At 53.0% G+C, this 23,945-nt stretch carries 22 protein-coding genes; 7 read left to right on the top strand and 15 right to left on the bottom strand.

The annotated features are described in order from the left end of the window. Positions 1–62: 62 nt before the first annotated feature. From deoC to CU041_RS06600, 3 genes are read left to right on the top strand one after another with little or no spacing between them, the layout of a single operon-like run. Entirely contained in the window at positions 63–896 is an 834-nt protein-coding gene (gene deoC, locus CU041_RS06610) for a deoxyribose-phosphate aldolase (RefSeq protein ID WP_101246453.1), read from the top strand. Positions 897–954: 58 nt separating this feature from the next. After that, positions 955–2,178: a phosphopentomutase gene (locus tag CU041_RS06605; protein ID WP_101246207.1), complete on the top strand. Its 1,224-nt coding sequence runs from the start codon at positions 955–957 to the stop codon at positions 2,176–2,178. Further along, positions 2,171–2,869 (top strand): DsbA family oxidoreductase, encoded by a 699-nt coding sequence (locus tag CU041_RS06600; RefSeq protein ID WP_228195470.1) that lies wholly within the window; start codon positions 2,171–2,173, stop codon positions 2,867–2,869. Before CU041_RS06605 ends, CU041_RS06600 begins: the two co-directional genes overlap by 8 nt. Positions 2,870–2,925: 56 nt before the next feature. On the opposite strand, the gene mfd is transcribed toward CU041_RS06600, so the two are convergent. Both mfd and CU041_RS06590 read right to left on the bottom strand, forming a co-directional pair. Then, positions 2,926–6,423, bottom strand: a complete 3,498-nt coding sequence (gene mfd, locus CU041_RS06595) for a transcription-repair coupling factor (protein ID WP_101246206.1) — start codon at positions 6,421–6,423, stop codon at positions 2,926–2,928. A 7-nt stretch (positions 6,424–6,430) separates the two neighbouring features. Further along, positions 6,431–6,703, bottom strand: coding sequence for an FAD assembly factor SdhE (locus CU041_RS06590; RefSeq protein WP_068519078.1), 273 nt, complete (start codon positions 6,701–6,703; stop codon positions 6,431–6,433). Positions 6,704–6,936: 233 nt separating this feature from the next. Here CU041_RS06590 and recG point away from each other — a divergent pair, with 233 nt between their 5' ends. Then, positions 6,937–9,024: an ATP-dependent DNA helicase RecG gene (recG, locus tag CU041_RS06585; RefSeq protein WP_101246205.1), complete on the top strand. Its 2,088-nt coding sequence runs from the start codon at positions 6,937–6,939 to the stop codon at positions 9,022–9,024. A 60-nt stretch (positions 9,025–9,084) separates the two neighbouring features. Here recG and CU041_RS06580 read toward each other — a convergent pair whose 3' ends face one another. Beyond that, on the bottom strand, positions 9,085–9,951 hold the full coding sequence (locus CU041_RS06580) for a DUF502 domain-containing protein (protein ID WP_068519080.1): 867 nt from the start codon (positions 9,949–9,951) through the stop codon (positions 9,085–9,087). A gap of 200 nt (positions 9,952–10,151) precedes the next feature. On the opposite strand from CU041_RS06580, the gene CU041_RS06575 reads away from it, so the two are divergent. Beyond that, positions 10,152–10,427, top strand: coding sequence for a hypothetical protein (locus CU041_RS06575; RefSeq protein WP_101246452.1), 276 nt, complete (start codon positions 10,152–10,154; stop codon positions 10,425–10,427). After that, complete coding sequence (locus tag CU041_RS06570) at positions 10,408–10,860, top strand: NUDIX hydrolase (RefSeq protein WP_068519082.1); 453 nt, start codon at positions 10,408–10,410, stop codon at positions 10,858–10,860. Before CU041_RS06575 ends, CU041_RS06570 begins: the two co-directional genes overlap by 20 nt. Before the next feature lie 121 nt (positions 10,861–10,981). Here CU041_RS06570 and rpoH read toward each other — a convergent pair whose 3' ends face one another. Beyond that, on the bottom strand, positions 10,982–11,851 hold the full coding sequence (gene rpoH, locus CU041_RS06565; protein ID WP_068519083.1) for an RNA polymerase sigma factor RpoH: 870 nt from the start codon (positions 11,849–11,851) through the stop codon (positions 10,982–10,984). 621 nt (positions 11,852–12,472) lie between these two features. On the opposite strand from rpoH, the gene CU041_RS06560 reads away from it, so the two are divergent. Further along, entirely contained in the window at positions 12,473–13,006 is a 534-nt protein-coding gene (locus CU041_RS06560; RefSeq protein ID WP_101246451.1) for a YchJ family protein, read from the top strand. On the opposite strand, the gene CU041_RS06555 is transcribed toward CU041_RS06560, so the two are convergent. From CU041_RS06555 to CU041_RS06505, 11 genes are all read right to left on the bottom strand, one after another. Further along, positions 12,987–13,406 (bottom strand): NUDIX domain-containing protein, encoded by a 420-nt coding sequence (locus CU041_RS06555; RefSeq protein WP_228195463.1) that lies wholly within the window; start codon positions 13,404–13,406, stop codon positions 12,987–12,989. The two genes, CU041_RS06560 and CU041_RS06555, sit on opposite strands and share 20 nt — an antisense overlap. Positions 13,407–13,750: 344 nt before the next feature. Further along, positions 13,751–14,275, bottom strand: coding sequence for a single-stranded DNA-binding protein (gene ssb, locus CU041_RS06550; protein WP_101246203.1), 525 nt, complete (start codon positions 14,273–14,275; stop codon positions 13,751–13,753). A gap of 58 nt (positions 14,276–14,333) precedes the next feature. Further along, positions 14,334–14,807, bottom strand: coding sequence for a GAF domain-containing protein (locus CU041_RS06545; protein ID WP_101246450.1), 474 nt, complete (start codon positions 14,805–14,807; stop codon positions 14,334–14,336). A 143-nt stretch (positions 14,808–14,950) separates the two neighbouring features. Beyond that, on the bottom strand, positions 14,951–16,021 hold the full coding sequence (locus CU041_RS06540) for a sn-glycerol-3-phosphate import ATP-binding protein UgpC (RefSeq protein ID WP_101246202.1): 1,071 nt from the start codon (positions 16,019–16,021) through the stop codon (positions 14,951–14,953). 58 nt (positions 16,022–16,079) lie between these two features. Beyond that, positions 16,080–16,934, bottom strand: a complete 855-nt coding sequence (gene ugpE, locus CU041_RS06535; protein WP_101246201.1) for a sn-glycerol-3-phosphate ABC transporter permease UgpE — start codon at positions 16,932–16,934, stop codon at positions 16,080–16,082. A 10-nt stretch (positions 16,935–16,944) separates the two neighbouring features. Then, positions 16,945–17,823 carry an ABC transporter permease subunit gene (locus CU041_RS06530; protein ID WP_068519089.1) on the bottom strand — a complete coding sequence of 293 codons (879 nt, stop codon included), beginning with the start codon at positions 17,821–17,823 and terminating at the stop codon, positions 16,945–16,947. 83 nt (positions 17,824–17,906) lie between these two features. Continuing rightward, entirely contained in the window at positions 17,907–19,205 is a 1,299-nt protein-coding gene (locus CU041_RS06525; RefSeq protein ID WP_101246200.1) for an extracellular solute-binding protein, read from the bottom strand. A 434-nt stretch (positions 19,206–19,639) separates the two neighbouring features. Next, positions 19,640–20,497 carry an ABC transporter permease gene (locus CU041_RS06520; RefSeq protein ID WP_101246199.1) on the bottom strand — a complete coding sequence of 286 codons (858 nt, stop codon included), beginning with the start codon at positions 20,495–20,497 and terminating at the stop codon, positions 19,640–19,642. Positions 20,498–20,506: 9 nt separating this feature from the next. Next, on the bottom strand, positions 20,507–21,388 hold the full coding sequence (locus CU041_RS06515) for an ABC transporter permease (RefSeq protein ID WP_101246198.1): 882 nt from the start codon (positions 21,386–21,388) through the stop codon (positions 20,507–20,509). Beyond that, the gene (locus CU041_RS06510) at positions 21,385–22,494 is read right to left on the bottom strand and encodes an ABC transporter ATP-binding protein (protein WP_101246197.1); all 1,110 of its coding nucleotides are present in this window, start codon (positions 22,492–22,494) and stop codon (positions 21,385–21,387) included. Before CU041_RS06510 ends, CU041_RS06515 begins: the two co-directional genes overlap by 4 nt. 123 nt (positions 22,495–22,617) lie before the next feature. Next, positions 22,618–23,709: an extracellular solute-binding protein gene (locus CU041_RS06505; protein WP_212733773.1), complete on the bottom strand. Its 1,092-nt coding sequence runs from the start codon at positions 23,707–23,709 to the stop codon at positions 22,618–22,620. Positions 23,710–23,945: the final 236 nt, after the last annotated feature.

Here is a 23,945-nt window from a genome sequence, read left to right as displayed (position 1 = left end):
ATTGTCTGGTGTGCACACCTAAAACCGACAAGTCGCGCGATGCGCGTTGCAAGGATATTCCGATGTTCGACCCGAAAACTGCTTCCGACGTGATTGCCGCTGCCCGCAAAAAAGCAGTAGCTGACGCCGATACTGCACGTCGTGCCATTTCCGTTCTTGACCTGACCAGTCTGAATGATGATGACACGCCAGAGGTCATCGAAGCCCTGTGCAAGCGCGCCCAAACACCCGAGGGCAATACCGCCGCGGTTTGTGTCTATGCGCCCTTTATCGAAACGTCCTGGCGGGCGCTGGGACAGTCCGGGGTCAAGACGGCGACTGTTGTGAACTTCCCCGAAGGTGGCACCAATGCCCAGCGCGTTGGCGATGAAACAGCCGATTGCGTTGCCAAGGGTGCGGATGAAGTCGATCTTGTTTTCCCCTATAAGGCCTTTATTAGCGGGGATGTCGCGATTGCCGCCGATGTTGTTGATGCGACCCGGATGGCGTGCGGCACGATGACCACCATGAAGGTCATTCTTGAAAGCGGCGAGTTTGACGACCTTGCCAAGGTCTATGATGCCGCCCGCCTTGCGATCCGGCACGGGGCCAATTTCGTCAAGACCTCAACCGGGAAGGTTCCCGTCGGTGCCACGCCAGAAGCGGCTGTGGCAATGCTGACGGCCATCCGGGATGCCAAAGAAGAAGACGGCATTGACGCCGGTTTCAAGGCATCGGGCGGGGTCAAGACCACCGATGACGCCGCACTGTATATCGCAATCGCCGACCACATCATGGGGGACGGATGGGCAAAACCCGAAACGTTCCGTTTTGGTGCCAGCGGGGTTTTGACCGCCCTGCTTGAAACCTGCGGGTCGAAACCGTCGGATGCGCCCGCGGCGACTGGCAATTACTAAGACGACTGACTATCTGCGACACAGGTTTTCGCAGCTTCTGGTTTGAAGGAAAATATCCATGGCACGTGCCATCATCATCGTAGCGGACAGTTTCGGTATCGGTTCTGCACCGGATGCATCGAAGTTCGGGGATCAGGGATCTGATACGCTCGGACATATTGCCGAACATTGTGCCAAGGGCTTGGCTGATAACGATCAGCGCAGCGGTCCGCTCAATATCCCGAACATGGTTGCTCTTGGCCTTGGCGAAGCTGCACGCGATGCAACCGGTCGTGTGCCGCCGGGACTTGATCATGGCGGGGCGATGATTGGTGCGTTTGGCCATGCCAAGGAACTGTCGCGCGGCAAAGATACGCCAAGCGGTCACTGGGAAATTGCAGGTGTGCCGGTCGATTTTGACTGGGGTTATTTTCCGATGACGGTTCCGACCTTCCCGGCGGAATTGACCGATGCCCTGATTGAACAGGCCAATCTGCCGGGGATTTTGGGCAATTGTCACGCATCTGGTACGACGATCATTGCCGAACTGGGCGAAGAACACATCAGGACCGGAAAGCCGATTTGCTATACCTCGGCCGATAGTGTGTTTCAGATTGCCGCACATGAAGAACATTTTGGGCTTGAACGACTTTATGAAGTTTGCGAAATCGCCTTCAAACTGGTCGAGCCGTATAATATCGGTCGCGTGATTGCCCGTCCGTTTGTCGGCGAAAGCCCGGCTGATTTCAAACGGACTGCAAACCGCCGTGATCTTGCGGTTCCCCCGCACAAACCAACCCTTCTTGACCGGTTCAGCGATGCCGGTGGCAAAGTCATTTCAGTTGGCAAGATCGCCGATATCTATGCCCATCGCGGTATTGCCAAGAAGGTCAAGGCATCGGGCAATATGGCCCTGTTTGACGCCATGATGACCGAAATAGCCGACGCACCTGATAACAGCATTGTGTTCACCAACCTGGTGGACTTCGATATGGAATTCGGTCACCGTCGCGATGTTGCGGGCTATGCCAACGCGCTTGAGGAGTTCGATAAACGAATTCCTGAATTGCGCGCAGCCCTCAAACCCGGTGATTTGGTGATTATCACCGCCGATCATGGATGTGACCCCACGTGGCGCGGGAATGATCATACCCGCGAATTTGTGCCGATCATGGCCTTTGGTCCGGCGATCGCACCGGGGCCATTCGGTTTGCGGGAAACGTTTGCCGATATCGGACAAACGGTTGCCGATCACCTTGGTATTGCGCCACTTGCGGCGGGAACATCGTTTTTGAATGGATAGCATCATGAACTGGCAAATCGGACAAAGTGAAACAACAACGGCACCGATCCGGATCGAGGCCATTGTCGATACGATTTGCCCATGGTGTTACATCGGTAAAAAACGACTGGAAAAGGCGCTGGCACGCGAAAAGCTTGATCAGTTGATGATCACGTGGCGCCCTTTCCTTCTGAACCCGGACATGCCCAGTGGCGGCATCGACCGCAAACTGTATTTGTCGGCAAAGTTCGGCGGATCAGAAAGTGCTGCACGGGTCTATAAGGCAATCGAAGATGCCGGGGCAGCTGTCGGCATTGACTTCAAATTTGACCAGATCAAGGTCACACCCGATTCAACAGATTCCCATCGCCTGATTTACAAGATGTGCGCGGAACGCCCGGCTGTTGGCAATGCGCTGGTCGAAGATCTGTTTGTCGCCTATTTCCTGGAAGGCCAGGACATTGGCGATCATGAACTTTTAGCCGATATCGCGGTTCGCCATGGCGAAGACCGAAATGAAATTCTTGAATATCTTGCCGGTGATATGGATCGGGAATTTGTCGGACAGGAAAATCGTGTGGCCCATCAAATGGGTGTGACCGGTGTGCCCTGTTTCCTGTTTAACAGCCGTCATGCTTTGTCGGGGGCACAGGAACCCGACATTTTGCAACGGATGATCCGTCTTGCTCGACAGGAAGAAATACCGGCCTGATCAGCAAGTGAGAAATCAAAAAAAGGCGGGATAACAGTTTGTTACCCGCCTTTTCTTTAAGTTGCGACTGCAATATCGGAAAGCCGCTTCATCAGCCTTTTAAGGCCTTCCAGTCGATCTGTCGGTCCATCCCAGCCAGCTGAATAGACAATCTTGTGGTCAGGACGCAGGCGGGCAACGCCGACCTGCTGCTGGATAAAGCCGATCAATCCGGCCGGGTTGGGGAATTCGTTATTGCGCAACGTGATTAGTGCGCCTTTGGGGCCCGCATCAAGCTTTTCGATATTGGCGACACGGCACCATTGCTTGATCGTGACAACATCCAGAAGGTTCTCGACTTCTTTGGGCAATTTGCCAAACCGGTCGATCATCTCGGCCGCGAACTGGTCGACTTCTTCGCGTGATCGCAATTCGGAAATCCGGCGATAAAGACCCAATCGCACGCCAAGATCAGGCACGTAGCGATCCGGGATCAGAACCGGCATACCGATATTGATCTGCGGGACAAAGCTTGCATCTTCGGAAGCATCAATTTCGCCCTTGGCCTCGGCCACGGCTTCTTCGATCATTTGCTGATACAGCTCGATCCCGACTTCCTTGATATGACCGGATTGTTCTTCGCCAAGCAGGTTCCCTGCCCCGCGAATGTCAAGGTCATGGCTGGCAAGGTTGAACCCGGCGCCAAGGCTGTCGAGCGTTTGCATGACTTCAAGACGTTTTAGCGCCGTTGCTGTCAGCTTCTTGCCGTTCGGAAGCGTGAGATAGGCATAGGCACGCTGTTTTGAACGGCCAATCCGCCCGCGCAACTGATAAAGCTGTGCCAGACCAAACATATCCGCACGATGGATGATCATGGTATTGGCGTTGGGAACGTCGATACCCGATTCAATGATGTTGGTCGCAAGCAAAAGATCAAATTTGCGATCGGTGAAATCAGTCATCACCTGTTCAAGATCGCGGGCGCCCATCTGACCGTGGGCAACATCGAACTTGATTTCCGGCACCAGGTTTTCGAGTTCCTTGGCTACCCGGCCAAGTTCGTTCACGCGCGGACAGACATAGAAAATCTGACCACCACGATGACGTTCGCGAAGGATGGCCTCGCGAACAACCACCGGGTCATAGGGCGTAATGTATGTACGAACCGCCAGGCGGTCGACCGGCGGCGTGGCGATAATCGACAGTTCTTTGACCCCGGTCAGCGCCAATTGCAGCGTCCGCGGGATCGGTGTCGCGGTAAGGGTCAGAACATGCACGTCTGATTTCAGTTCTTTCAGGCGTTCCTTGTGTTTCACACCGAAATGCTGTTCTTCATCAATGATCAGAAGGCCCAGATCCTTGAAATGCACGCCATTGCCCAACAACGCGTGGGTGCCACAGACGATATCAACATGGCCGCTTTCAAGGTTGTCTTTGACCAGTTTGGCATTCTTGCCGGTGACCAGGCGCGAAAGCTGTTCGACCCGAACCGGAAGCCCGTCAAAGCGTTGCTTGAAATTCAGGTAATGCTGGCGGCACAACAAGGTGGTCGGTGCGACAATGGCGACCTGTTTACCAGACATCACCGCGGCAAAGGCAGCACGCATGGCAACCTCGGTTTTGCCAAATCCGACATCGCCACAGACAAGGCGGTCCATCGGCTTGCCAGCGGCAAGGTCATCAAGTGTATCGCGGATGGCACGTGCCTGGTCTTCGGTTTCGGCGAACGGGAAGCTTGCGCAGAATTCGTCGTAACTTCCTTCGGGTGCCTGCAATTGCGCACCTTTGCGCAGATGCCGTTCGGCGGCAACCTTGATCAGCTTGCCGGCCATGTCGCGGATACGTTCGCGCAGTTTGGCCTTGCGGGCCTGCCAGGCAACACCGCCCAGTTTATCAAGGATTGATATGCCTTCGTCCGAGCCGTAACGCGACAGGACTTCTATATTCTCGACCGGGACAAACAGCTTGTCGCCGCCATCATATTCAAGCTCAAGACAATCATGCGGTGCGCCACCCGCTGTCACGGTTTTAAGGCCAAGATAACGCCCGATACCGTGTTCAAGGTGAACAACAAGATCGCCTTCGGAGATTTCGGATGCTTCGCGCAGGAAGTTGTCCGCCTTGCGGCGACGACCGCCCGGACGGCTCATTCGATCCCCGAGGATATCCTGTTCGGTTACAAACCACAGGCCCTGACGACGGAAACCGCGTTCAATATCAAGGATGACGACCGCAACATGTTCATGGGTCAAATCAACAGTGATATCTTCCCAGCATTCACATGTGACAACCTTGCCAACCCCATGTTCGCGCAGAAGCGATACCATCCGATCACGTGATCCGTCGGAATAGGCCGCAATGACAACCTGATTTTCCTTGCCGCGCTGGGTCGTGATGAAATCGCGTAGTTCGTCATAAAGGTTGGTATCAGCACGCGCACGCACGTCACCAAAATCACGCCCCGCCCGTGCACCAAGGTCAAAGATGCCGCGCTCCGGGTTTTCATCGTCATAATATGGCGAATATTCAAGAACGACGCGATCTGCCAGCATGCGGTCAAATTCGGCCTGATCAAGATAAAGCCGTTCGGTTGGAACCGGCTTATAGACATTATCACCCGAAAGACCGCCGCCTTTGATATTCAGACGTGCCTGATAATAATCGTCAATCATTTCAAGGCGGTTCTCGATGACCTCGCCATACTGGTAATCCAGTGTGACGATGGTGTCTGGCAGATAGGCAAAGATCGTATCAAGCCCGTCATGGAACAGTGGCAACCAGTGTTCCATGCCACCATATTTCAGGCCGTTTGAAATTGACTCGTATAGCGGATCGGTTTGCGAAACCGCGCCGAACAATTCGCGATAACCGCTTCGGAACCGTGAAATGCTGTCGGGATCAAGGAATACCTCGCCCACCGGCAACAGGGCGATTTCCTTGACCTTGCCAACGGTGCGCTGTGTTTCAACGTCAAAGCGGCGGATGCTTTCAATTTCATCCCCAAAGAAATCAAGGCGCACAGGTTCTTTCATGCCCGGTGCAAAGATATCGACAATGTCGCCGCGCACGGCATAGTCGCCCGGTTCCATCACCTGCTCGGCGCGGTTATATCCCATGCGTTCGAAATAGGCGGTCAGTTCAGACCGGTCATATTCCGATCCGGCCTTGAAGGCGAGTTTACCCTTGCGCATTACTTCAAGCCGCGGGACACGCTGGATGGCGGCGGCCGCGGTTGTAAGCACAATGCGACCCTGCCCGGCGGCCGGCTTTGTGCCCTCTGCCAGGGTGGTCAGGGTCTCGATACGCCGTGCGGTTACTTCCGCGATCGGGGATACCCGGTCATAGGGAAGGCAATCCCAGGCCGGAAGCGTCAATGTGTCTACTTCGCCGGCAAAAAACCGAAGCGCCTCTGCCAATTGCGACATGCGTTTGTCATCGCGCGCAATATGAAGAACCGTCTGGTTGGTTCCGGCAGCGTCAAGCAACTCACGCAGGATCAGGGCGTCGGCCCCTTCCGGGACACCACCAACACGTTTCCGACCTTTGGTCGATATGATTTCTTTGATTTTACTCAATGCTTTATCAGGCGTTGCTAAGTTCCCGGATCATCCGCAGAACATCCGTGTCATATTGGGCTGGCGCTTGTTCCTTGCCGGTTGCCCATTTGAAGAAATCTGCATCCGGTACTTCGTTGATCAGTGCCTCGAACGTATCAAGCTGTTCTTCGGTCAGGGTGCTCAGGTGTTTTTCCATGAAACGCCCCATCAGGATATCGTTTTCCTTGGTGCCGCGATGGCCACCCCGGAACAACAGTTTCTTGCGACGCATTTCGAGTTCCGAAATGTTGTCAGTCATGGTCGATCTCCTGATTTAACTCTTTGATAGCCGCCCGGCGGGAGGGCCGGCTGTCTGCAATTCTGTGGCATGGCTTTTACGGTAAAATACGATCCGGGTCCATGGTGCCGATCACCTGATTTTGCATCAATTGGTGACTTGCCGGTTGTCCCGCGATAATTTTGTTGTATACCCGTGCCATAAACGCAATTGTTCTATTAACGTTCTCATCAAAAGTTGCAACCAAAACCGTCATGCGCCCGGAAATTCTGTTCCCGCTTTTTGCTGAAATCGACACCCTGCCGGGCATTGGTCCACGGTTAAAGCCGCTTGTTGCCCGGTTGATTGGCGGAGAACATGTAGCCGATCTACTATGGCACTTGCCATCCGGGATCATTGATCGCCGCTTGTCCCCGCCGTTAAGCGAAACAATTGACGGGTCGGTCGTAACAATGGATGTCTGGGTCGAGCGACATGATCCTTCGCCCAACCGCCGCCGTCCTTACCGTGTGATTTGCAAAACTCAAAGCGGCACGCTTGTTCTGGCGTTTTTCAATGCACGCGCAAAATACCTGAATGACGTTTTGCCAGTGGGCGAAAAACGTATTGTGTCGGGAAAGATTGATCATTATCGCGGCGAATATCAGATCACGCATCCCGACCGGATCGGGACAGAGGCCGAACGTGACGAAATTCAAACGGTTGAGCCGGTCTATCCGATGTCTGCTGGCGTTACCGGCAAAACATTGACAAAAGCCGCACGCGCAGCACTTGGCACCCTGCCCGAATTGCCGGAATGGCATGATCCGGCACTTGTTGCGCGCCATAAATGGCCGGACCTTAAAACGGCCCTGAATATTGTTCATAATCCGCAAGATGACACAGATCTGTCGCCCGATCATCCGGCGCGCAAACGACTGGCCTATGATGAATTGCTGGCAAATCAGCTGGCCCTTGCACTTATTCGCGCCAAGATGCGCAAGCTTGGCGGACGTGTGACCAAGGGGGATGGCGGGCTTCGTGATGCGTTGGCGGGCCACCTGCCCTTTGCCATGACAGGCGCGCAGCAACGCGCGTTAACGGACATCTATGCCGATATGGCAAGCGAAGGTCGCATGTTGCGTCTTTTGCAGGGGGATGTTGGTTCGGGCAAGACAGTGGTTGCCCTGATGGCGATGCTGAATGCGGTCGAATGCGGGCGTCAGGCAGCATTGATGGCCCCGACTGAAATTCTGGCCCGGCAACATTTTGAAACGATTGCCCCCTTGCTTGAAAAGATCGGGGTCAGTTGCGCAATCCTGACCGGACGGGACAAGGGAAAATCCCGCAAGGCATCGCTGGAAGGTTTCGCAAGTGGCGAAGTCCAGATTGCGGTCGGAACACATGCACTGTTTCAGGATGACGTGGTGTTCAGGGACCTTGCCTTTGCCGTGGTCGACGAACAGCACCGGTTTGGTGTGCATCAACGATTGATGCTGGCGGGCAAAGGTCAGGCCGTGGATGTGCTGGTGATGACGGCAACCCCGATCCCAAGGACACTGACCCTGACCGCGTTCGGCGATATGGAAGTTTCGCGTCTAGACGAAAAACCACCCGGTCGCAAGCCGGTGGATACACGCGTGCTTCCGATCGACAAGGTCGATGATGTGATGTCCGGCATTGGGCGCGCGATCCGTACCGGCACAAAGATCTATTGGGTGTGTCCGCTGGTGGAGGATTCAGAAGTGCTGGATCTGCAAGCAGCGGAAGAACGCTATCGTGTGTTGGTGGAGCTTTTTGGTGAAAGCCGTGTCGGCCTTGTTCATGGCAAGATGAAGGGCAAGGAAAAGGACGAGGTCATGGAGCGTTTTGCCCATGGCGAGACGTCCATCCTGGTTGCGACAACGGTTATCGAAGTCGGGGTGAACGTCCCCGAGGCAACCATCATGGTGATCGAGCATTCAGAACGTTTTGGTCTGGCACAGCTCCATCAGCTGCGTGGCCGCATCGGGCGTGGTGATGCAGCATCCACCTGTTTGCTGCTATATGGCAGTCCGCTTGGTCAGGTGTCGAAATCACGCCTTAAAATCATGCGCGAAACCGAAGACGGCTTTGTAATTGCCGAGGAAGATTTGAAATTACGCGGCGCCGGCGAGGTTCTGGGGACGCGGCAAAGCGGTCTTCAGGAATACCGCCTGGCAAATCTGGAGCTTCATGGGGATTTGCTGGCGATTGCACGCGATGATGCAAGGCTGATTGTTGATCGCGATCCGGATTTGCAAAAGGCGCGCGGCGAAGCGTTGCGCTTGTTGCTGTATCTGTTTGAACGTGACGAGGCCGTACGCTATTTCCGGTCGGGCTAGAAATGACAAAGGGCGCCCGATATCTGGCGCCCTTTGATTTGTGCTGCAAGCTTTAACAGGCTATGCGTCTTCGCGTGTTTTACCATCCTTTGGGGATGTATCCGCATCCGGATCGATGCGCGCGGGAATATCGCGCGAAACCAAAATCGGTACATTTTCCTTTTCACGAAGCACATCCACATCTTCATAGGTCTTTGCCGCGACCTTTGGCTGGCTTTGTTCTTCGGGCGGACGGCGGTCCGGCGGGGTAACGATACCCCCGGACATGACCATTTTGATCGCCTCTTCCACCGTCATGTCGAGAATGATGATATCGCGACGCGGCACGAACAACAAAAAGCCCGATGTCGGGTTCGGGGTCGTCGGCAAGAAAATGTTGATGACCGTGTCTTCGGTAAGGTTTTGCACCTCGCCCTTGGTCTGGCCGGTAATAAAGCCGATCGCCCACATCCCGCGACGCGGATATTCCAGCAACACCGCCTGCCGGAACGCATTGGACTGGTTGGCCAACACGGTTTCAAGAATCTGTTTTACCGCGCTATAGATGCTGCGCACGGCCGGAATGCGGCCGAGAATGCGCTCGTAAAGCTTGATCAGTGCGCGGCCGGCAAAGTTGGTCGTAAACCAGCCGACAATGGTAATGAAGACCAGAACGACCAGAAGTCCGAGGCCGGGAATGCCGTAATCCTGATAGCCCGCCGGCAGATATGTTTCGGGATTGTAGTGTGACGGGATTAGTGGGATGACTTTGCTATCGACAAACTCGATAAACCACCAGGCCAGACCGAACGTGATTGCAAGCGGCGCGCTTACAAGAATACCTGTCAGAAAATATGCCCGCATCCGGGCGAAAAAGCCCGGGCTGGGAAGAACATGACCGGAACCCTGATTTTCCGTATCATTTGTGTCGTCGCGCTTGGCGTTCATTGATCACCTGTGCTGAAGTGCCGCAACCAGACAGCTATTGGTAAGAATAGCCTTTGGTATTTAGTATTTGTAAGTAAGAATATGGCATTGCTGCGACATCGGATCGGGTTTCCCCGTTCCTTGAAGTGATAGCAGTATTCAAGTTTGCGGCGCAACCAAACAAACCGCAAATAGGCAAACAGAACCGTGGTGGAGACGTTTTGAAGGTCTGGATAGTCGAATATATTTACGACAATGATGGCTCGGTCGGGGTGAAAACGGCCAAGGTCCGGGCCCCGGATTATGAAACCGCACGGCAATTCGCCCTTGGCGACGCGCCTGCGCTGGATTTCGTGATGTCTTTGCATCCGGAATCCGAAGACCAGTTTCTCGGTACAACCGGCATTCGTGCGCGCGAAATGACCGGTCAGGTAGTTCACGAAGTCCCTGATCCGGACGATGATTTGGAAGAAGATGATGACGATTTCCGAGCTTGACGAAAGAACGTTTTTACCGCGGCCGATGATCGGTGTTGGTGCGGTTGTCTGGCATCAGGATCATGTCCTGCTTATTCAGCGTGGCAAGGAACCCAATATCGGCAGCTGGAGCATTCCCGGCGGCGCGCAAGAGATCGGCGAAACCGTTCGCGACGCAGTATGCCGCGAGGTCATGGAAGAAACCGGTGTTAAAATTTCAAGTCCGATCCTGGTCGATACGGTTGATCTGATTTCACGAACCGAAGACGACAAGGTGGAATATCACTATACCCTGATTGATTTCGTTGCGGTTGCCCTTAACCCCGACATCAGTCTGGGGGGGGATGCGGCCGATGCAAAATGGGTCAAGGTTGGCGATGTCACGAAATACGGTTTGTGGAGCAAAACCGTCGACGTGATCGCGAAATCCCGTGCGGTCCTTGAAGGCCGTTAACTGCCAAAGTTCCCGAGACCCCAGGTCCCCAAGTCCCCAAGTCCCGAAACGGGGCTGCTGGCAGATACAAAAAAGGCGGCACATCAAGGTGCCGCCTTTTGATTGTTTGCTTCCCGCCCGATCAGGCTTGTGCATGCTGCATCAGAACGCTTTCCTGCAGCTTTTTGAAAGCACGGGCTTCCAACTGACGGACACGTTCGCGGCTGACCCCAAAACGTTCACCAAGTTTCTCAAGCGTTATCGGATCATCGCTCAGGAAACGGGCCTTGATGATTTCCTGTTCGCGTTCAGGCAATTCACCAAGTGCGTTTTTCAGCATGCCGTTATGAAGAACACGTTCCTCGGCATCGGCAACGATTGCTTCCGGGCTTGGTGCATCCGATGACAGGGTATCGAGATATTCCATCCCCTCGTCTTTTGGCATCGGCGTATTCAGCGAGAAATCACGTGCCGCTAGGCGACGGTTCATTTCAAGTGCTTCACGGCCGGTTACGCCAAGCTTTTCGGCAACCTGATCAGCCTCATCGGGGGACAATTCGCCATTGTCATAGATATTGAGCTGACGTTTTGCCTTGCGCAGGCTGAAGAACAGTTTCTTCTGCGCGGCCATGGTGCCGAGTTTGACCATGGACCAGCTTTGCAGAATATATTCGGTTACCGCAGCACGGATCCACCACATCGCATAGGTCGACAGACGGAAACCGCGTTCCGGATCAAATTTCTGGACGGCACGCATCAGGCCGGTATTGCCTTCGGCAACCAGGTCGGCCATCGGCAAGCCATAGCCGCGATACCCGAACGCAATTTTGGCAACAAGACGCAAGTGGCTGGTCACAAGTTTGTGGGCGGCCGCGGTGTCATCATGATCCTGATAACGATGGGCCAGCATGTATTCTTCGTCCGCGGTAAGCATCGGAAACTTCCAAACTTCGCGGAGATAACCCGAAAATCCCTCATCCTGGGGAACGGCTGGTAATTTAATGGCGCTCATTCTATGTCCTCCTGAGAGGTTTACGCGTCGACATCTGTATTGAATACGGAGTCCGTCAAAGATTAGATGACGCGCAAACACTGTCGGTTGTGAATTTATTCACTTGGACGACCGGAGTTTAATGGGAGATATCGCAAGTCCGGTCGCAATTTCATTCCATAGGTGCCTATGGAAGAGGACAGCAGACGCTAATAAGAAGTTCATTCATGGTGTCTCATCCTTACATGAAGCAAATCGACAAGTTACATGTCCGCCAATAGGCCGGACTTTGATCCGGCGGTGCCTTTGGGCCCCCACCCGCAATTCTTAATATATCTAAACCTGACCAAATCAGTCAAGAACTTCTGACCAGTATTTCAGTTATATTAATCATCCAATATCAGCATTTTACGATCGATAGCCGACAAACCCTGTCGGGTACTCGGAATGCCAATAATTCACGGTAAAATCGATATGAGGCGAAACAAAGGCAAGCTGTCCAAATTCGGTGTCACTGATGACCCTTAGCCAAATACACGGTTCCAAGGTGACCAAAAGGTAACCGTCGAAATCAAAGGAACTGGTATCCGCGAACCGCCTGATATAGGGTCGCGCACCATGCTTGATTACCGGGAATATCGTATGTCTGCTTTTCCATCGACAAATCCGTGCCCCTGCGGCAATCGGGAAACCTATGGCGATTGTTGTGGCCGGTTCCATGCGGGCGACAGCATGCCGGAAACAGCCGAAAAGCTGATGCGATCACGTTATAGTGCATTTGTGGTTCGCAATGGTGACTACCTTGCGGCAACCCTTGCCCCGGAAAAACGGGCGGATTTCGATGCCGATGGGATCAGGGATGATCAAACCCAGTGGACCGGACTTGAAATCATCGACCGCGCAAAGGGCGGCCTCCTCGATCAGACGGGGATAGTCGAATTTGTCGCAAGCTTCATTGAAAACGGACAAATATATCAGTTGCATGAACGGTCAAATTTCGTCCGACGTGACGGCAAGTGGTTCTATGTTGACGGCGTCTTTCCATCAGAAAACCAGTCGGCAGCTATTGCCACCCAGGGCACAAGTGCAGTTGCCACCGGTAAAGGCGGCAAAGCCGGCCGTAATGATCCCTGCCCGTGCGGATCGGGGAAAAAGTTCAAGAAGTGCTGCGGCTAGCAGAGCTGACAAATTCCAGTGCCCAGCGATGAAATGGTCTGATTAGACTTTCATGGGCTTTCTGATACGGCATCCAGATCAGTTCGTGGTCGTCTTCAAGCGGCGGGCCGAGTTTTTCTGTCAATTCGCATTCAAAAAAGGTGCCGCGTTTAAGGCGGTATCTGCCTTTGGCGAAATTGTTCACATATTGTGATGCAAATCCCAGACGGGAAATAATCCGGATGCGATATCCGGACTCTTCATAGGCTTCGCGATAAAGGGCATCCTGTTCGCTTTCACCCGGCTCAACCCCGCCCCCCAGAAGGACGATCCCCTTGGGTGTGCGCGCAACAGCAACCTTGCCCTCGCCATTTCGAATAACGGCATAGGAGCAGTCCTGAACAACATAGCTTTGCCCCATGCGCGGGGTTCCAAAAACTGGGCCTACCAAATCGGATCTACTTGCCTTCTGAAATGATTGCCGTTGCCAGCAAATATCCGGGTTTCTATTTTATTTTTAACGCGATAGCACGATCAAGCAATGCTTGGCAACGCGTAGGAACACATGAACCATTGAGTTTCCAAACCTGCCACACAGGTCTGGTTGCCTGATTAAATTCATCTTTGCACGAAAGTCACTATCGATCATGTCACAAAAAGGACCGTCAATAGAGACAGCGTACGGACTGAACTTACTGCTTTATGAAAACACCCCGAAACAGCTTTGTTCCGGGGTGTTTTGAAGATCATGTCAGTGATGAATTCTTAGAACGGAATTTCGTCATCCAGGTCCGGTGCGCCGGCCGGTGCGGAACCGCCGCTCGACGATCCGCCGTTACCCCAGCCCGCGTCAGAACCGCCGCCGAAGCCGCCATTGTCAGAACCGCCATAACCGCCGCCGGATGATGAACCGCCACCCATGCCGCCGCCACCTTCGCCGCGGTTATCAAGCATGGTCAGGTTGGAGTTAAAGCCTTCAAGCACGACTTCGGTCGTATAGTTGTCCTTGCCGTCCTGTCCCTGCCATTTGCGGGTACGCAGCTGGCCTTCGATATAAAGCTTGCTGCCTTTTTTGACGAAGCGCTCGACAACGTCTGCAAGGCCTTCGTTGAAGACTACGATGCGATGCCATTCGGTACGCTCGCGGCGCTCTCCAGACTGACGGTCGCGCCACTGTTCGGAGGTCGCAATGCTGAAATTGGCGATTTTCTTACCGGCCTGGGTGAACCGGATTTCAGGATCGCGCCCGAGGTTCCCGACGAGAATGACTTTATTGACACTACCAGCCATGGGTTATCTTCCAAGTTTGTGTTGTCCGCTGTCCCGAATGATCAGGACTTGTGAATTATCATTGCGCAAAAATGCGCTGCATTAAAGTTTCAAGTGAAACGCGATCCGTTTCATCAAACGAGCCATACTCGACACTATCGACGTCAAGCACCGCAATCAACTGTCCATCACGATTGATGACCGGAACGACGATTTCGGAATTGGAACGGCTGTCGCACGCGATATGCCCCGGAAATGCGTGGACATCGGCAACAAGCTGGGTCTCGCGGGTGGCAGCAGCTGTGCCGCAAACGCCACGACCGAATGGAATGCGCAAGCAGCCCAGCGTGCCCTGATACGGGCCGACGACCAGTTCATTTTCCTTTTTGGGATCAACCACGTAAAAGCCGGTCCAGAAGTAATAATCAAACTTCTCCGACAGGATGCACGATACTGTCGCCATCAATGCGGTGACGTTCGTTTCGCCCTCTGTGATGCTGATCAGTTCTTTTTCTGCTTCGGCATACAGGGATTTTTTAGTGTCTGGCTGCACGGTGATCTCCATGTTCTTTGACGATACGAACTACCCCGTTCGCCCCCTGCGAGACAAGGGCAAATTGACCGATAGACGAAACAAAAATACCCCCAGCACAGGATATATGCCGGAGGTATCTGAAATCAGCTTGTAAACAGCAATTAAAGACGCTTGCCACTTTCCGTATCGAACAGATGAATTTTGTCGGCCGGCACTGTTAGACCAAGGGCATCATTTTTGGAAAAGTTGTGCGTCCCTTGTAGGCGAAGCGTGACATTGTCGGCTTTGCTTCCGAAATCCAGATAAACAAGGGTTTCTGCCCCAAGGGATTCCACCATGCGGACCGTTGCATTGATCGTTCCCTGCCCGGCTTGCGCGATGCTGAGATGTTCCGGGCGAATGCCCGCGACAACAGCCCGTCCACCAGCAATGTTATGGTCGATATCAAGCATCACTCCGTCGCCGACAGTCACATGTTTACCATCGTCGGAAATAACACCATCGAGGAAGTTCATCGCCGGGGATCCGATGAACCCTGCCACGAACCGGGTTGCCGGCTTTTCATAGATGTCAATCGGCGTTCCGATCTGTTCGGCAATGCCGCCGTTCATGACAATCAGACGATCGGCAAGGGTCATGGCTTCGACCTGGTCATGGGTGACATACACAGATGTAATGCCAAGACGCTGTTGAAGGTTCTTGATTTCCAGGCGCATATCAACGCGCAGCTTGGCATCAAGGTTAGAAAGCGGCTCGTCAAACAGGAAGACTTTGGGTTGGCGAACAATCGCGCGGCCCATGGCTACGCGTTGACGCTGCCCACCGGAAAGCTGACGAGGTTTGCGATCAAGGTGATCTTCAAGCTGAAGAATTCGGGCTGCTTCGCGAACCTTGCTTTCGATATCGGCCTTGCTATAGCCGCGATTGCGAAGGCCATAAGCCATATTGTCAAAATTGTTCATGTGCGGATAAAGCGCATAGTTCTGAAACACCATCGCAATATCGCGATCAGCCGGTGCCACTTTGTTGACGACCTTGCCATCGATGCTGATTTCACCGCTTGAAATGCTTTCAAGGCCGGCGATCATGCGCAGCAAGGTTGATTTTCCGCATCCGGACGGTCCGACAAGGACGGTAAACTCGCCATCTTCAATGGCAAGATCAATGCCATGAATGGCCTTGAAGCCGTTCGGATAGGTCTTTTCAGCCTGATTAAGGGTAACTGTTGCCATCGTGGTATCCTGTATTCGGATCAGTTGTTGTCAGCTCAGCAAGTGTCGGGAGACAGAATTATTTCTCTGTCTCGACCAGACCCTTGATGAACATGCGCTGGAAGATGACCACCACCAGAACCGGCGGAATGGTAGCCATGATTGTCAGGGCAAATGCCTTGGGGAACTGCGGGATTTGTCCGCCTTCATATAGCGAGTTATAGACCTGCTTGATGCCGATCACGATGGTATAAAGCTGATCATCGGTGGTCATCAGAAGCGGCCAGAGATACTGGTTCCAGCCAACGACAAACATGATGATAAAGATCGCAGCAATCATGGTGACCGAAAGCGGCACAAGAATATCGATAAAGAACCGAATGGGCCCTGCCCCGTCCAAACGGGCGGCTTCAAGTAGTTCATCCGGGACCGAGCGGTAAAACTGCCGGAAAAAGAAAGTCCCGGTCGCCGATGCAATCAGCGGCAGGATCAACCCGGTATAGGTGTTTAACATGCCAAGGTTTGCCACCACCTCGTATGAGGGCACAATACGTACCTCAAGGGGAAGCAACAGGGTCGAAAAGATCACCCAGAAAAGCGGCACCGCCAGTTTGAATCGGAAATAGACAATCGCATAGGCCGCCATCATCGAGATAATGACTTTGCCAATTGCAAAGCCAAGCCCCAGCACCATGCTGTTAAACAGCATTTCAAGAGCGGTGACCCTGCCCTTTGTAGCCGACGGATCAAACAGGATTGCCCCGTAATTATCGATCATATGTCCACCCGGCCAGAATTGCAGACCGTTCTGGAAAATGAATTCACGGGTATGCGTCGATGACGCAAAGGCAATCCAGACCGGCATGATCATAAAGAGCGCGCCCAAAATCAGAATTGTGTGGTTGGTAAAAATTCGCCATTTCGACTGATACATCTGGGGCCTCCTAGTAATGCACTTTGCGTTCGATGAACCGGAACTGGAACACCGTCAGTACGCTGACCATGATCATCAGAAGCACCGACTGGGCCGAACTGCCGCCAAGATCCGCACCGATGAACCCATCGACATAGACCTTGTAAACAAGGGTCGCCGTGGCCCCGCCCGGCGAACCTTTGGTCGATACGTCAATGATGCCAAAGGTTTCAAAGAACGCGTAGGTCAGGTTGATCACCAGCAGGAAGAATGTCGTTGGTGCCAAAAGCGGGAATGTAATCGTCCAGAAACGCCGTTCAGCACTTTTGCAATCAAGTGTGGCTGCTTCCTGAACCGATTTCGGAATTCCCTGAAGGCCGGACAGGAAGAAAATGAAATTGACGCTGACCTGCTTCCAGACCGCAATCAGAATGACGACAAAAGCCGCATCATTGGCATTCTGGATATGATTGAATTCAAAGCCGAAACTGTTGAAGGCCTTGTAAAGATCGCCCATCAACGGGTTAAACATCATATTGCCCAGCAATCCGGCCACCGGCGGCGCAATCGCATATCCCCACATCAGAAGTGTCCGATAGGATTTTGCCCCGCGAATGACCTCGTCTGCACGAACGGCCAGGAAAAGTGAAATTGCGATCGAAATAACCGCAACCAGTACCGAAAAGATCACTGTAAAGATCGCAGACCGGCTCCAGGACGCGCTTGACAGTACATCCTCGAAATTGCGGAACCAGACGAACTGCGACGACATGCCAAAAGCGTCTTCAAGCAGGAAGGACTGGTAAACCGCCTGTGCGGCAGGCCACAGGAAAAATATCGAAATAATCAAAATCTGGGGTGCAATAAAAAGATACGGCACCGCGCTATGTTCAAATTGTACGCGCTTCATCGCTCACGCCACCATTAATCACGTCCGGAAAATGCAAAACAGGGCGACCAGCAATGGGCCGCCCCGCATTTGCGTAAGGCTGTTTAGTTGGAATAGGTGTCGTTGAAGCGCTTCAGAAGGCCGTTGGCTTCTTCTTCGATCGTGTTGAAGGCCGCATCAACGGTTTCTTCGCCGTTCATGATTTTGTCGACTTCACGATAGATGACTTCGCGGATCTGGACATAGAAACCAAGACGGTACCCTTTGGTCCAGTCGCCACCTTCTTCAGACAGCTGCTGAATGCCGACTTCTGCATCCGGGCTTTCTTTGTAATAGCCGTCTTTTTTCGCCAGTTCATATGCCGCATTGGTGATCGGCACATAACCGGTTTCCTTGTGCCAGTAATACTGGGTTTCCGGCTTGGTCAGGAATTGGAAGAATGCAGCAACGCCTGCATCTTCTTCTGCGCTATGACCCGAGAAAGCAAACAGCGAAGCACCACCGATGAAGGTTGATTTCGGGGCATCACCAACGCCTTTCCAGTACGGAAGGGTCGACGTGCCAAAGTCAAACTGGGCCGACTTGCGAAGGCCACCGAAGGAGCCGGACGAACCGATCCACATGGCAACCTGCTGCTGAACGAAGGCGTCCTGGTTCGCACCCCATGCGCGGCCGTAATAGCCATAATATCCGGCGTCTTTCCAATCCTTGACGTGCTGCCAATGATCTTTCAGCGCCTCGTTGTTATAAAGGATTTCAACGTCAGTGCTGTCATAACCGTTATTGGCAGTGGCCATCTGCAGGTTGTGACGGGACATGAAGTTTTCAAAGAAGATCCACGGGCTGTGCGACTGGGCAAGCGCGATATAGCCAGCTTCTTTAAGCTTCGGAGCTGCTTCTTCGAACTCCTGCCAGGTCTTCGGTACATCAACACCGGCTTTGGCAAGGGCTTCCTTGTTGTAATACAGAAGTGGGGTCGAGCTGTTGAACGGCATTCCGATCATCTTGCCGTCAGAATCGGCATAGAAATAACGAACACCCGGGATGTAATCATTGATGTCAAATTTGACGTTGTTTTCTTCAAGCAGGTCCTGAACCGGCTTAACAGCGCCTTTTGCGTTAATGATCGTTGCCGCACCAGCGTCGAAGATCTGGATGATGTTCGGCTGGTTTTTCGCGCGGAATGCCGCGATACCGGCGGTCATGGTGTCTTCGTAGCCACCCTTGTTTACGGCTACAAGGTGGTAGTCGGACTGGCTCGCATTGAAATCTGCGGTGATCTGATCAACCACACCGCCAAGCGCGCCGTCCATGGCATGCCACCAGGTGATCTCCGTTGCTGCTTCTGCGGTGTTGCCAAGTGCAAACACGGCAGCCGCTGCCATAAGCGTCTTGCGAAACATGATCTGTTAGCTCCCAATTAAAAAGACATCTGCGTCAAACCGCCTGTTGCCCGGTTCGCCACAACGTATTTGTTTTCTGTCGGGAGACCTGTTTCCTCAAGTGACAGTTTTCGGAAATTTACTTTTTGAACGCGCAAATGATCAATATAGCGCCGCGATGCCGTCTAAAAACTCGCAAAATGATGCATGGTTATGTTCACATGAACAGTAGATAATGGTGAAGGGCACGGCCATTTTTCGGCGTGTGGGGGCTCGCTTCATTGCGAAACCAAGTTCGATACTGCCTTAAATGTTAATCTTTTATTGCGATTTAATGACAATTGTTAAAGCGGCGATGATCAAGACTTGGGACTAAAAAACGACCACAACAAAACAAAGGGCGGCATTTCTGCCGCCCTTTCATTTTGTTCGCAACTGAACGGACATGTGCCCGATCAGTTTTTGCTGTCGCGCTGGACAAAGACCGACAGCAACGCCAACCCGCCGGAAACAACCATCAGAAGCAGTGACAACGCATTCAGAACAGGTGTTGACCCCTGTTTCAAGCGGTCAAACATGGCAATGGTCAGCGGCGCGTCGGAACCGACCAGCATCAAGGTCGTATTGAAGTTTTCAAATGACATCAGAAACGCGACGATCCCGGCGCCGATCAATGCCGGCTTCAGGAAGGGAATGGTGATCGTCCACAGTGCGGCCCGCCGTGTCGCCCCAAGGTTCAAGGCGGCTTCTTCAAGACTGACGTCGAATTTGCGAAGGCGTGCGGATATCACAAGCGTCGTGATGGTCGTGACAAAGGCGAACTGGCCAATAATCACCAAAAACAGCCCCGGACGCAGAAATTCGAGGTCCCAGCCAATCGCTTCTTCGATGCCATTGGCAATCGCGTTCGAGAACACCAGAATGGATATCCCCAGAATAACCCCGGGGATGACCAAAGGCGATAACGAAACAATATAAAGCAGGTTCTTGCCGGGAAACTTGCTGCGTTCGAACAGAAACGCGTTACATGTTCCGACTGTTACGGACAGAACCGTAACCCAGAAGGCAACAAACGCCGAAACGCCGACACTTTCAAGAAGCTTGGTGTCATTGAAGATGCCGATATAGGGATCTTCATTCCCGAAAAACCACGCCAACGTGCCGCCTTCCCACGGCATTGACGGAAACAGACTGTCATTGAAGGCAAATACGCCAACGACAATCAGCGGTGCGCTCAGATAGACAAAGAACAACGCGATATAGGTCGAATACAAGCCCTTGTAGAATTTGGGCTGTGGAATGCTTGGTATCATGTCTTCCCCCTAGCCCACGGTTTCCGAAAGCGTCTGTTTGCTGAGTTTCAGGCCAACCCAGACAATTACGGACGACAATATCAGCAACAGGAACCCAAAAGCCGAGCCGGATTCCCAGTTAAAGCGTGTGATGAACTGGGTATAGATTTGTTCTGTGAACCACAGGCTGTCTTTCCCGCCCAAAAGATTTGGGGTCAAATAATTGCCCAGCGTCAGCATGAAGACCACGATACAACCGGACGCAATACCGGGCATTGCATGCGGGATAACGATATCGCGGGTCACGGTAAATGTATTCCCGCCTAGGTCATAACCGGCCTCAATCAGGCTGTCATCCAAACTGTCGAGAACCGACACAAGGGGGACAACCATGAACAACATGGATGTGTAAACAAGGCCAACCATGATAGCCGCATCGTTATAAAGCATTTCAACCGGACCATCCGCAAGGCCAGCCCATTGCAGGAAGTTGCTGATGACACCGCTTTCACGCAAAAGGATCATCCAGCCGAAGGTCCGCACAAGCTCTGACACCCAGAACGGGATAAGGCACATCAGGAACAGAACGTTCTTGCCTTTGCCTCGCATCACTTTGGCGATGTAATAGGAAACCGGAAAACCGATAATCAGGGTCAAGGCCGTTGCGAAAATAGACATGACCGCAGTGCGGACATAGGTGTTCCAATACAGGGGTTCAGCAAAGAATTCGATATAGTTGATCAAGCTGAATTCATATTTCCCGTACGAAATACGTTCACGCATCGACACCAGAAAAAGATCAACATGCGGAAGAATAACCAGCAGAAACAGCCACAGCAGCAACGGCATTGCCAAAAGCAGCAAGCCGAAGCGGAAAGTGCCGCCCGTGGTTATGGACGCGGATTTGTTCATGCCCCTGCTCCGCTTTGGTTCGCAGCAAAGCATCGGGTATTTTCAACGGTCCAGCCAAGTGTGATTTCGTCACCGGCCCTCACCGACGCATACGCACCGGTTTGCGGTAGTGCCACCGTCATCTCTTGACCGGTTGCAACATCACGAACCTGCAGGCTGCTTGCCGCACCATTAAACAGAACGTTCTCCACCTTGGCGGAAATGGTGTTTTCAGCACCACTGGCCCCGTCAATTGCGATGGCTTCGGGGCGGACAAAGATTTCGACATTCTGACCTTCGACCAAGGGCATATGCGCATCGCGTTTGGCCAACACCTTGCCGCCAGTCGGAAGGATGACTTCGACCTTATTGTCATCACCACTACCGATTGTTCCGGTCCACCGGTTGCTTTCTCCAACGAAGCCGGCAACGAATGCTGTTTTCGGGTTGTAATAAAGATCTTGTGGTGCGCCCACCTGCTCAAAACGGCCGGCATTCATGACGGCAACCTGATCCGACATCACCAGCGCTTCGGACTGGTCATGGGTGATATAGACAAAGGTAGTGCCGATCTCGTGCTGAAGCTGTTTGAGTTCGACTTTCATATGTTCGCGTAACTTAAGATCAAGCGCGCCCAATGGCTCGTCGAGAAGAAGCACAGCCGGGTCAAGCACAAGGCAGCGGGCAATGGCGATACGCTGTTTCTGACCGCCGGAAAGCTGATTGACCTGTTTGGGCCCGGCATCGGGCAACCCGACACGGGCCAAGGTTTCGTTGACCTTTTTGGCAATCGTTTGTTTGTCAATGCCGCGCCGCTTCAGACCATAGGCAACGTTTTCCGCGACATTCATCATCGGAAACAGGGCCAAATGCTGAAACACCATATTGACCGGTCGGCGGTTTGGCGGAACGCCCAGCACCGATGATCCCTTGATCAGGATGTCGCCGGATGTCGGCGCCTGAAACCCTGCCAGCATCCGAAGAAGCGTCGTCTTGCCACATCCGCTTGGACCCAGGATCGAGAAAAAAGAACCCTTCGGGATCGCAAGGGAAATGTCATTGACGGCGGTAAAGTCGTCAAAGGTTTTGACCACATTGCGGCATTCAAGGTCAAATTGGTCAGCCATAGGAGCCCTGTTCACGTTATTTTTGTTGGTGGAGCCTGTTGAACGGTTATTGCCGTTCCTGAAAGCACGATATCCCCGGCACATAAATATGCCGGGGACAAAGGTGTTTGGAAACGTGTTCCGTTAGTTCGACTGTGCTGCTTTCACACGGTCAAGGGTCTTGCCTTCGAGCACTTCCAGACCAGCCGGAACCGTCGGATACCACTTGATGTTGTCAAGATCAGCCGGCGGGAAACTGCCCTGGAACTGAGCTTTCAGCTTGTCATCTGCAAACTCGTCGGCACCTTTGGACGCGGTGAAGTTACCCGCACTTGCCGTGATTTTGGCAGCGATTTCCGGCTGCATCACAAAGTTGATCCACTTATAGGCGGCATCTTCGTTTTTGGTCTTGCGCGGCAAGGCAAAGGTATCGATCCAGCCAAGCGCACCAGACTTCGGTGCAACAAAGGTGATGTCGGCATTGTCGTTATTGAGTTTCCAGCCGCCGGTATCCCACGCCATTGCGGCAACAACTTCACCCGAACGCACCAGGTTAAGCAGCGCATCGCCGCCTTCCCAATAGGTTTTCACGTTGGCTTTGCATTCGATCAGCTTGGCTTCGACGGCATCAAGGATTTCCTGATACTTGGCTTCGTCACCATAAGCGGCAAACGGATCCATACCCATTGCATAGGCAAAACCGATCAGCGTCGGGCGTTTCAGACGATAGGAAACCTTGCCGGCCACTTCCGGTGCGCAAAGGTCGGTATAGTCTTTGACAGCCGCGGCTTTGGAAGTGTCAACGATCAGGCCGCTCGTACCCCATACGTGGGGAACACCGTACACTTCGCCGTCAACGGTGGTGTTTGATTTGGTTGCGTCGAGCATCGACGGAATGAATTTGTCGTTGTCAATTTTGCCAAGATCAATCGGCTTGTAGATGCCATACTCAAGCTGTGCACCTGCAATCCGGTCCTGGGACGGCTGAGCAAGATCGAAACCGCCGCCGCCAGTAGCGCGCAATTTCGAGATCATGTCTTCGTTGTTCGACAGCGTCACTTCAACATCAATGCCGGTTTCTTTTTCGAACATCTCGACAACTTCGTCAGGGGCATAGCCGCCCCAGGTCAGCAGACGAAGTTCTTCAGCCTGAGCAGCCGAAACAAGCGAAACCATTCCTGCAAGTGCTGTAAGGCTGAGCAAGGAACCACGCAATGCGCCGTGTTTTTTTGACATTTTGAACCCTCGTAATAAACGTGATGGCATTTCCCTGTAGCCGGACCGCGCATGCCATTTGGCTTTTGTTTCGTTCCGGCACGGAGCAATATCGCAAACATTGTTGTTGATACGAAAGAAAAAAGGTCATTTTTTCTTTCTTTTGAACAAATCACGTTCATTTTTGCGCCGACACCCGCATCAGGGCAAGTTAAAGTTCTGCAACAATTAATCGACCTTGACGGTCGGTGCGCCCC

Source organism: Thalassospira povalilytica, assembly GCF_002844235.1.
GTDB lineage: Bacteria > Pseudomonadota > Alphaproteobacteria > Rhodospirillales > Thalassospiraceae > Thalassospira > Thalassospira povalilytica.
This window is presented reverse-complemented; position numbering and strand designations above follow the sequence as displayed.

What these genes read in the sequence shown, in the direction of transcription:
- deoC (WP_101246453.1), top strand. Translation starts at nt 63, where the DNA reads ATGTTCGACCCGAAAACTGCTTCCGACGTGATTGCCGCTGCCCGCAAA.
- CU041_RS06605 (WP_101246207.1), top strand. Translation starts at nt 955, where the DNA reads ATGGCACGTGCCATCATCATCGTAGCGGACAGTTTCGGTATCGGTTCT.
- CU041_RS06600 (WP_228195470.1), top strand. Translation starts at nt 2,171, where the DNA reads ATGGATAGCATCATGAACTGGCAAATCGGACAAAGTGAAACAACAACG.
- CU041_RS06590 (WP_068519078.1), bottom strand. Translation starts at nt 6,703, where the DNA reads ATGACTGACAACATTTCGGAACTCGAAATGCGTCGCAAGAAACTGTTG.
- recG (WP_101246205.1), top strand. Translation starts at nt 6,937, where the DNA reads ATGCGCCCGGAAATTCTGTTCCCGCTTTTTGCTGAAATCGACACCCTG.
- CU041_RS06580 (WP_068519080.1), bottom strand. Translation starts at nt 9,951, where the DNA reads ATGAACGCCAAGCGCGACGACACAAATGATACGGAAAATCAGGGTTCC.
- CU041_RS06570 (WP_068519082.1), top strand. Translation starts at nt 10,408, where the DNA reads ATGACGATTTCCGAGCTTGACGAAAGAACGTTTTTACCGCGGCCGATG.
- rpoH (WP_068519083.1), bottom strand. Translation starts at nt 11,851, where the DNA reads ATGAGCGCCATTAAATTACCAGCCGTTCCCCAGGATGAGGGATTTTCG.
- CU041_RS06560 (WP_101246451.1), top strand. Translation starts at nt 12,473, where the DNA reads ATGTCTGCTTTTCCATCGACAAATCCGTGCCCCTGCGGCAATCGGGAA.
- CU041_RS06555 (WP_228195463.1), bottom strand. Translation starts at nt 13,406, where the DNA reads ATGGGGCAAAGCTATGTTGTTCAGGACTGCTCCTATGCCGTTATTCGA.
- ssb (WP_101246203.1), bottom strand. Translation starts at nt 14,275, where the DNA reads ATGGCTGGTAGTGTCAATAAAGTCATTCTCGTCGGGAACCTCGGGCGC.
- CU041_RS06540 (WP_101246202.1), bottom strand. Translation starts at nt 16,021, where the DNA reads ATGGCAACAGTTACCCTTAATCAGGCTGAAAAGACCTATCCGAACGGC.
- ugpE (WP_101246201.1), bottom strand. Translation starts at nt 16,934, where the DNA reads ATGTATCAGTCGAAATGGCGAATTTTTACCAACCACACAATTCTGATT.
- CU041_RS06530 (WP_068519089.1), bottom strand. Translation starts at nt 17,823, where the DNA reads ATGAAGCGCGTACAATTTGAACATAGCGCGGTGCCGTATCTTTTTATT.
- CU041_RS06525 (WP_101246200.1), bottom strand. Translation starts at nt 19,205, where the DNA reads ATGTTTCGCAAGACGCTTATGGCAGCGGCTGCCGTGTTTGCACTTGGC.
- CU041_RS06520 (WP_101246199.1), bottom strand. Translation starts at nt 20,497, where the DNA reads ATGATACCAAGCATTCCACAGCCCAAATTCTACAAGGGCTTGTATTCG.
- CU041_RS06515 (WP_101246198.1), bottom strand. Translation starts at nt 21,388, where the DNA reads ATGAACAAATCCGCGTCCATAACCACGGGCGGCACTTTCCGCTTCGGC.
- CU041_RS06510 (WP_101246197.1), bottom strand. Translation starts at nt 22,494, where the DNA reads ATGGCTGACCAATTTGACCTTGAATGCCGCAATGTGGTCAAAACCTTT.
- CU041_RS06505 (WP_212733773.1), bottom strand. Translation starts at nt 23,709, where the DNA reads ATGTCAAAAAAACACGGCGCATTGCGTGGTTCCTTGCTCAGCCTTACA.